We start from the raw sequence: 7964 nt of genomic DNA on the forward strand, positions 1-7964 counted from the left end.
GTTCAACGGTAAAGGCATGGGCTTGATGATACTGCGACGAATAGTAACTAAAGGTCGTGGTCGGCGAAGCAGACAAAAGTACCGTTTGTACGCCACAGGCATTAAGCATGGCCAACTGGTAACGGCTATAGGGCTTATCATGCAAATAGGGATAAACCGCAAACTTCTCATTTTTCGATTCACGAATAGCGGTATGTAGATCGTAATGAAGACGCATCGCTTTTGCGGGTGCTTGTGCAAAAAATTCCGCTACGGCTTTTTTGAGTGTTTTGGCCCGGCGCTGCTCTCTATTGGTCGTGGGTTGTGTCGCCGAATAAGGCTCGCCAAACATTCGATTCATGTTTTCTTCAACAAACCGCTCGGCTATTGCCATGGCGTCTAAGTTGCCGAACAAAAACATAACCGGATGCACCGGAATTAACGCACCTAAAAAGATTTGTTTTACTAGCTCGTCGCATAGCTCAATAGGTGCCGTCTCATTCCCATGAATACCACTGGAGAGAACAATAAACTGATGACGCTGGGATACATCGGGTGGATAGAATTGGATAATTCCCGGCCCGATAATATTCACTTTCACACCTGAGGGTAAAATAAACTCATCAGCAGTAATCGTGAGAGGAGAAAACCGTGAAAGGTTTAAAAAATCACCATAAGCAAGCAATCGACTGCGCATTGTTTTCCTGATTAATTAGGCAAAAAAATATTTTATCTTGTGGGCGACTAAAAAGACAACCGGACACGCCTTTACACCAACGAGCGGCGTAAGGGCGAACCGCCCACCATAATGTCTGATTCAGCCAATTGAACAAAGGCCGCCAAAGGTAGAGCACGGGAAAAGAGGTAACCCTGCCCCACGGCAATGCCAATGTCTCTTAATATATGGAGTTGTTCAATGGTTTCAATGCCTTCAGCAATAACTTCACATTGCTTGGCTTCACCAATCATTTTCGCTGCCTGTATGATGGCTTTGTTCACCTTATTATGGGTAAGTTCCATCACAAAGGTTTTGTCAACTTTCAAAGAGTGCATCGTTAGAGAACGAATATAAGCAAGGTTAGAATAACCTTTACCAAAATCATCCACCGCAATATTCAGGCCCAGGGTATTTAGCTCACTAAGCTGTTTCTTTACCATGAGTGAATTTGACAGTGCTACGTCTTCAGTTAATTCCAGTTCAAAGCGAGAAAGATCAAGCGCATATTTGTCTCGCAATAACTCCAGTGTGGGGATGAGTTTACTGTCATAAAGCTGAGTAGGGGAAATATTTACCGACAACGAAATATTCATCCCCAAACGATCCATTCGCATCATATTGATAAAAGCTTGTTCGAAGGTCCAATAGGCCAGCTCATTCATCATATTATATGACTCAGCCGCCTCAATAAGGGGGCCGGGAAACAACACGCCTGCCGTAGGATGATTCCAGCGCAATAAGCATTCGGCACCGACAATCTTAAGGGTTTGCAAATCAATCTGAGGCTGAAAATAGAGCTCAAGCTCATTTTCCAACAGTGCCCGTTTGAGATCAGCCTTTAATGCCAGATGGTGACCGGTATGCGCTTTATCTGCCATGGCAATCATATGAAAGTTCTGGTATTTGTTTTCTTTCGCGAGTTTAAGGGCCGCTTCCGCCCGCGACATAAACGCCGTTAAGTCAAAATCGGCGGTGTCACCACATACCGCACCCACATTAAAATCGGCAATAAAGGCATGATTATCCAAAAGTAGGGGCATTTTAAAATGCTCAATCAGGTAATCAAACTGCGCTTGTAAATCTTGCGTCTTCATTGTATTGGGTAATACGATGCCAAAAACGTCGCCACTTATACGACCAAAATACACCGCATCGTCAAATAACAGGATGAGACGATTGGCTACCTCAAGTAAAAATCGGTCTGCCACTCGAATCCCCAAGCTGGTGGTGACGTCTGAAAAGCGCACGATATCCACCAACATAAGGGCAAAATGGTCGAACTCTTTAGCGCCTTTTTCGATGGAATCAATAAAGGCATAACGATTGGGAATTGTAGCCAAGCTCTGATGCAGGCGAGTCATTATTTGTACTCAAAAAAACACATAAAATAGATTAATAACATTTCTTTATAGAAACATGTTGTCTGACAGCGGGCAAGTTTTATTTCAGAAAACGGGGAATACATTAGGATAAAATATTTCACATTACAAACAACGTAAGCGCATTAAATATATAATAAAAAATCGAACAATTAAGGGTGTATCGTCATTGCGAGAAATCCTTTCTTACAAAAAAGCAGGCCTTAGCCTGCTTTTATTTTGTACGATTTGGTTAACCAATTATCGCCTTAAAATAACCCGCTAAAATATTTTCATTCAATTAGCGAACCTCACAAGATGACAGTTTCCAGATCCGTGAAACATAGTCAGCAATAGAACGATCTGAGGTAAACTTGCCCATTTTCGCTGTATTTATGATGGCCATTTCTGCCCATCTATCTTTATCTCGATAAGCTTCATCGACTCGTTTTTGTGCATCAGAGTACGCTCTAAAATCGGCCAATACCAAATAGGGATCGCCTTGATCCAAGAGGCTTTGTTTGATGGACACCAGCGCGCCGGGCCGACCAGGCGTAAAGTAGTCAGTTTCTAACCAATCGAGTATCGCTTTTATCTCTGCATCTTTGTAATAGAAGTCATAAGGATTATAGCCATTACTCTTTAACTCATGCACTTGGTCAACATCTAGCCCGAAAATAAAGATGTTATCCTCACCCACTTCTTCGGCAATTTCGATATTCGCGCCATCCAGAGTACCTATGGTAAGGGCACCGTTTAATGCCAGTTTCATATTCCCGGTACCCGATGCTTCCTTACCTGCAGTACTAATTTGCTCAGAAACATCCGATGCGGGGATCATTTTTTCAGCCAAGGAAACCCGATAATTCGGTAAAAACACCACCTTAATTTTACCATTCACCCGAGGATCATTATTAATTTTATCGGCCACTTTATTGATGGCATAAATAATATCTTTTGCTAGCTTGTATCCTGGAGCCGCTTTTGCGCCGAAGATAAATACCCGAGGATGCATATCGTAGTCTGGGTTCTCCAATAAGCGACGATACAGTGACATAATGTGCAACAAATTAAGGTGTTGACGTTTATATTCATGCAAGCGTTTAATCTGCACATCAAAAATCGCATTCACATCAACATCAATGTCTAATAAGGTTTTAATTTCAGCCGCTAAACGTTTCTTGTTTTCAAGTTTCACTTTCATAAACTGCTTTTGAAAGGTTTTGTTTTTAGCGTATTTAAGTAGCCCTTCAAGCTTAGTTAGTTGGGTTGGCCAGTCGGTGCCGATTTTCTTATCGATAAGTTTAGACAGCGCGGGGTTACAGGCTTTTAGCCACCGACGGGGGGTAATACCATTGGTGACATTGGTCAGTTTTCCAGGCCAAAGTTCATCAAATTCAGGAAAAAGGTTTTGCTTAACCAGTTTTGAATGAATTTCAGCCACACCATTGACTGCAAATGAACCAATAACCGATAAATGGCCCATGCGAACCATTTTCTCGTTACTCTCTTCAATAATCGACAACGCGGCCTTTTTGCTGTTATCCCCTGGCCATTTTTTATCCACTAAAGCCATAAAGCGATGGTTGATTTCGTAGATAATTTCCAGATGTCTGGGTAGAATTTTCTCCAGCATTCTGGCTGGCCATTTCTCCAGCGCTTCGGGTAACAAGGTGTGATTGGTATAGGCAAACACCTGGGTACAAATATCCCACGCCTTATCCCAATCCAGTTCAGCCCGATCCACCAAAATACGCATGAGTTCGGGTATAGCGATTGCCGGATGGGTGTCGTTAAGTTGGATCACCACCTGTTCAACAAACCGACTCCAATCGTCTCCGTGGGCCCGTTTGTAACGGCGAATAATATCTTTTAGCGAACAGGAGCAGAAAAAATACTGTTGGATTAAACGAAGCTCTTTCCCCGCTTCGGTTTCATCATTAGGATAAAGCACCTTAGAAATGGTTTCTGCCTGAATATTTTCTCGCTGGGCATCAACATACCCGCCGGCATTAAACACATCCCAGTTAAAATAATGAGACGCCTCGCTTTTCCACAAGCGCAGTACATTTACCGTTTTTCCGCCGTATCCCACCACAGGAATGTCCCAAGGCACCCCTTTTACAATTAACCCCGGATGCCACTCTTTTTGAATCCGGCCATTATCACCATATTTGGTTTCAACATAGCCATAAAGGGAAATTTGTTGAATCGACTCCGGACGACATATTTCCCAGGGATTGCCAAAATCACGCCAGCTGTCTGGTCGCTCAATCTGCGCACCATTTTGGATTTCCTGACGAAAGAGTCCATGTTCATAGTGAATACCATAGCCAATAGCAGGCAGTTCCATGGTCGCTAAGGAATCAATAAAGCAGGCGGCTAACCGGCCAAGCCCACCATTACCCAGCGCCATATCTGGCTCTTCTTCCATAATATCGCTTAGTTCTACGCCCAGTTCCTTTAGTGCCTCATTGGCCACATCAAATAAACCAAAGTTCTGAAGATTATTAGACAATAATCGGCCCATTAAAAACTCGGCAGAAAAATAATGCACCGCTCGGGTATCATTAAGGTAATGACTTTTTTGGGTTTTACGCAGGCCTTCAAGCACTTGCTCTTGCATGGTGGCGCAGGTGGCTTTCCACCATGCGTGGTTATTGGCTTTATTTTCGTCGGTACCCAAGGTGCAATGCAGATGTTGGATAACCGCCTCTTTGAATTCTTTCTTGGCGATGGTATTTTCGGCGGCCGCTGGCGCCCCTGTTTTATTACCTATCTTCGCATTCATGTTTGTTCTCGCTCTCGTCTCGCAATAAGCCCAAAGTGCCAAAACTGTAATTACATTACATATAAACACTTTTTCATGACAATAATATAGCAGCACGAATAACAGGTTATTGTAATTTTTATGTTAAAAGCGACGAAAAAAGGCGCGCTTTTTCAAGCGCGCCCCTTCATTTAACCTAATGTTAACAATAAAATTAATTTTTATTGTCTTATGAGCCCATTACTTAATAATTTTAGCCACCAATTCTTCGGCTTCTTTAATTAAAGACTGTAAGTGAGTTTCACCATTGAAGCTTTCGGCATAGATTTTATAGATTTGTTCCGTTCCTGAAGGACGCGCCGCAAACCAACCATTTTCCGTTGAAACCTTAACCCCACCAATGGCGGCATTATTCCCCGGCGCATGGGTTTGCACCGAAGTAATGGGTTCACCGGCTAATTGCTCACTGGTAACCACGGATTTGTCCATGGCAGAAAGTTTCGCTTTCTCCTCTAACGAGGCGGCAACATCCACCCGCTGATAGCAGGGCGAGCCAAACTGAGTTTGTAGATCAGCATAATGCTCACCGGGATCTTTACCCGTAACCGCCAATATTTCTGCGGCTAACAGGCACATAATGAAGCCATCTTTATCTGTCGCCCATGTTTGTCCATCTCGCTGGAGGAATATCCCACCGGCACTTTCTTCACCGGCAAAGGCAATCTCCTGATCCGTTAAGCCAGACACAAACCACTTAAAGCCCACCGGCATTTCCGCGATTTCACGGCCTAAATTCGCCGCAACCCTGTCGATCATCGAACTGGAAACTAAGGTTTTACCAATTTTCATGGTCGCGGACCAATCGGGACGATGGGAATAAAGATAGTTAATGGCCACGGCCAGATAATGATTAGGATTCATTAACCCATTACTGGGACACACTATGCCGTGTCTATCGAAATCAGGATCATTCCCCCACGCCAAATCAAATTGATCTTTTAACTCAATAAGCCCTGCCATGGCATAGGCTGACGAACAATCCATGCGTAACTTACCGTCTTTGTCTCTGCGCATGAAACCAAACTGGGGATCCACTTTCTCATTGACCACGGTAATATCAAGGTCATATTTTTCTGCGATGCGATCCCAATACCCTACGCCAGCACCACCTAGCGGATCTGCGCCTAATTTAAGCTTGGCCTTGGCGATGGCAGCCATATCCACCACTTGCGCCAAATCATCAATGTAAGGCTCCATGAAATCGTCTTCGCAAACTTTACCTGCTGCCTTGAGTTGTTGAATAGGCACACGTTTTACTGCCTGATTCCCCTCACTAATAATGGCATTGGCTCTATCCTGGATCAGCGAGGTAACCTTGCTATCTGCCGGTCCACCATGGGGAGGGTTATATTTAAATCCGCCATCGCTAGGTGGATTGTGAGACGGTGTTATAACAATACCGTCTGATAACCCTTCCTGACGCTGGCGATTGTAGCGAATAATTGTGCGAGAAATGACGGGGGTTGGCGTGTAACCTCGACTGGCATTATCACTACGCTGAATCACCACCTGAACATCATTGGCTGCGAGGACTTCGATAGCGGTAATCATGGCCGGTTCGGACAAGGCGTGGGTATCTTTACCAATATAAAGCGGACCTTTGATCTTCTCGGCCTGACGATATTCAGCAAGCGCCTGGCAAATTGCCGCTATATGCACATCAGTAAAAGTGGCATTTTGTGCTGTTCCCCTATGTCCAGAGGTACCAAAGCTAACGGCTTGCGCCGGATCATTTTTATCCGGCTGATACGAGAAATACTGGGTGATAAGTTCAGGTACATTAATCAGCTGTTCAGGTGCAGCAGGTTTCCCCGCTTCTGGATGTAATGCCATTTTTTGTCCTTATATATTTATATCTGCGTCGTGCAGGTCGAATGTTAGCTATGCAAATTTTGCAATCACGGCCTCACTGATTTCATCACCATAACCCAACACAGTTAATACCTGATCAAGCATGGCCACTTTCTTCGCCGTATTATTGTTTGTCACTACCCAATAGGGGCTATCTGGGATGGCCTTGGGATTAGTACTGCTACCGGTGTTTAACAATGCATCTTTACTGGTAGCGAAATAGATACGGTTTTTTCCTTTAATCTGTTCAACCTTAGCAAAATCATTACCATGGATGTCATATAACTGTGCCAGAATGAACAAAAAGAGATCCACCCGTTTGGTATAAGTCAACAAAGCGCTCTTGGTCAAACGCTCAAGAATATCACCTGAGCCATAAGTCACCACAGGTGTTACCGAAACCGGTGCACTGCGTTGTGTGGTTTTCGCAGGTGCGGGGGTTTTACCTTGTACTGAATCAGCCCCTTTTACGGTGCGTTTTGCCGCGGGGGGAGTGTCCCTTTTTTCTGCAGCAGTTGTGGCAGGTAATAGCAATCGGCGAAGAATATCCGATGCACTTTCCCCAATATGTTTGGTTTGACCGGCGATAAAGTGATAAAGCTCGTCGTCAATTTCAATTATTTTCATAGCGTACTTCCTTAATAAACCGGATCATTATAGACAACCCGGCTACCGATAACAGCACAAAATAAACAACGAATTTGCCTCATCACTAATCAAAGTGAACTAAAGCCCACTCAGTCTATACTTAGGTATAGACTGAGTGACCGTAAATTTATGTAAGCTTGATAGCATAATGGCTTATATGGGCCCTTTTAGGTAAAAAGAATGCGTACAGATTTTCAGCAAATTTTAGCCACGCTCTTAGAGCATATTATTGGTAAACCTCACCAACTCAAGCTGGCAATAACCTGTATGCTGGCTGAGGGGCATCTGTTAATTGAAGATCTACCAGGAATGGGAAAAACCACCCTATCCCATGCTTTAGCCGGGGTGTTTAATTTATCCTATTCCCGCATTCAGTTTACTTCTGATCTTTTACCGGCTGATATTTTGGGCGTCAATGTGTTTGACCAGCAGAAAAATAATTTCCGTTTTCATCCCGGCCCCATATTTAATGAGCTGATTCTGGCGGATGAAATCAACCGGGCTTCACCTAAAACCCAAAGTGCCCTCCTTGAAGCCATGGAAGAAAATCAGGTTAGCATTGACGGCGAAACCCATGCAT

General features: G+C 43.9%; 6 protein-coding genes. 1 reads left to right on the forward strand and 5 read right to left on the reverse strand.

Annotation, left to right across the window (positions count from 1 at the left end; all coding sequences use genetic code 11):
* The 5 genes from V5298_RS18585 to seqA all read right to left on the reverse strand — a co-directional run.
* Positions 1-676: succinylglutamate desuccinylase (locus V5298_RS18585; RefSeq protein ID WP_332932925.1), on the reverse strand; the 676-nt coding region annotated here is incomplete at its 3' end.
* 71 nt (positions 677-747) lie between these two features.
* Positions 748-2058, reverse strand: a complete 1311-nt coding sequence (locus tag V5298_RS18590; protein WP_332932926.1) for a bifunctional diguanylate cyclase/phosphodiesterase — start codon at positions 2056-2058, stop codon at positions 748-750.
* 298 nt (positions 2059-2356) lie between these two features.
* Positions 2357-4846: a glycogen/starch/alpha-glucan phosphorylase gene (locus tag V5298_RS18595; RefSeq protein ID WP_332932927.1), complete on the reverse strand. Its 2490-nt coding sequence runs from the start codon at positions 4844-4846 to the stop codon at positions 2357-2359.
* 219 nt (positions 4847-5065) lie between these two features.
* On the reverse strand, positions 5066-6718 hold the full coding sequence (gene pgm, locus V5298_RS18600) for a phosphoglucomutase (alpha-D-glucose-1,6-bisphosphate-dependent) (protein WP_332932928.1): 1653 nt from the start codon (positions 6716-6718) through the stop codon (positions 5066-5068).
* Between the two features lie 48 nt (positions 6719-6766).
* Positions 6767-7363: a replication initiation negative regulator SeqA gene (gene seqA, locus V5298_RS18605; RefSeq protein ID WP_332932929.1), complete on the reverse strand. Its 597-nt coding sequence runs from the start codon at positions 7361-7363 to the stop codon at positions 6767-6769.
* A gap of 201 nt (positions 7364-7564) precedes the next feature.
* Here seqA and V5298_RS18610 point away from each other — a divergent pair.
* Positions 7565-7964: AAA family ATPase (locus V5298_RS18610; protein WP_332932930.1), on the forward strand; the 400-nt coding region annotated here is incomplete at its 3' end.

Source organism: Alteromonas sp. 14N.309.X.WAT.G.H12, assembly GCF_036697315.1.
Classification (GTDB): Bacteria; Pseudomonadota; Gammaproteobacteria; order Enterobacterales; family Alteromonadaceae; genus Alteromonas.

Excerpts from the sequence above, each read along its gene's own strand:
- V5298_RS18590 (WP_332932926.1), bottom strand. The coding sequence starts at position 2,058 with ATGACTCGCCTGCATCAGAGCTTGGCTACAATTCCCAATCGTTATGCC.
- V5298_RS18595 (WP_332932927.1), bottom strand. The coding sequence starts at position 4,846 with ATGAATGCGAAGATAGGTAATAAAACAGGGGCGCCAGCGGCCGCCGAA.
- pgm (WP_332932928.1), bottom strand. The coding sequence starts at position 6,718 with ATGGCATTACATCCAGAAGCGGGGAAACCTGCTGCACCTGAACAGCTG.
- seqA (WP_332932929.1), bottom strand. The coding sequence starts at position 7,363 with ATGAAAATAATTGAAATTGACGACGAGCTTTATCACTTTATCGCCGGT.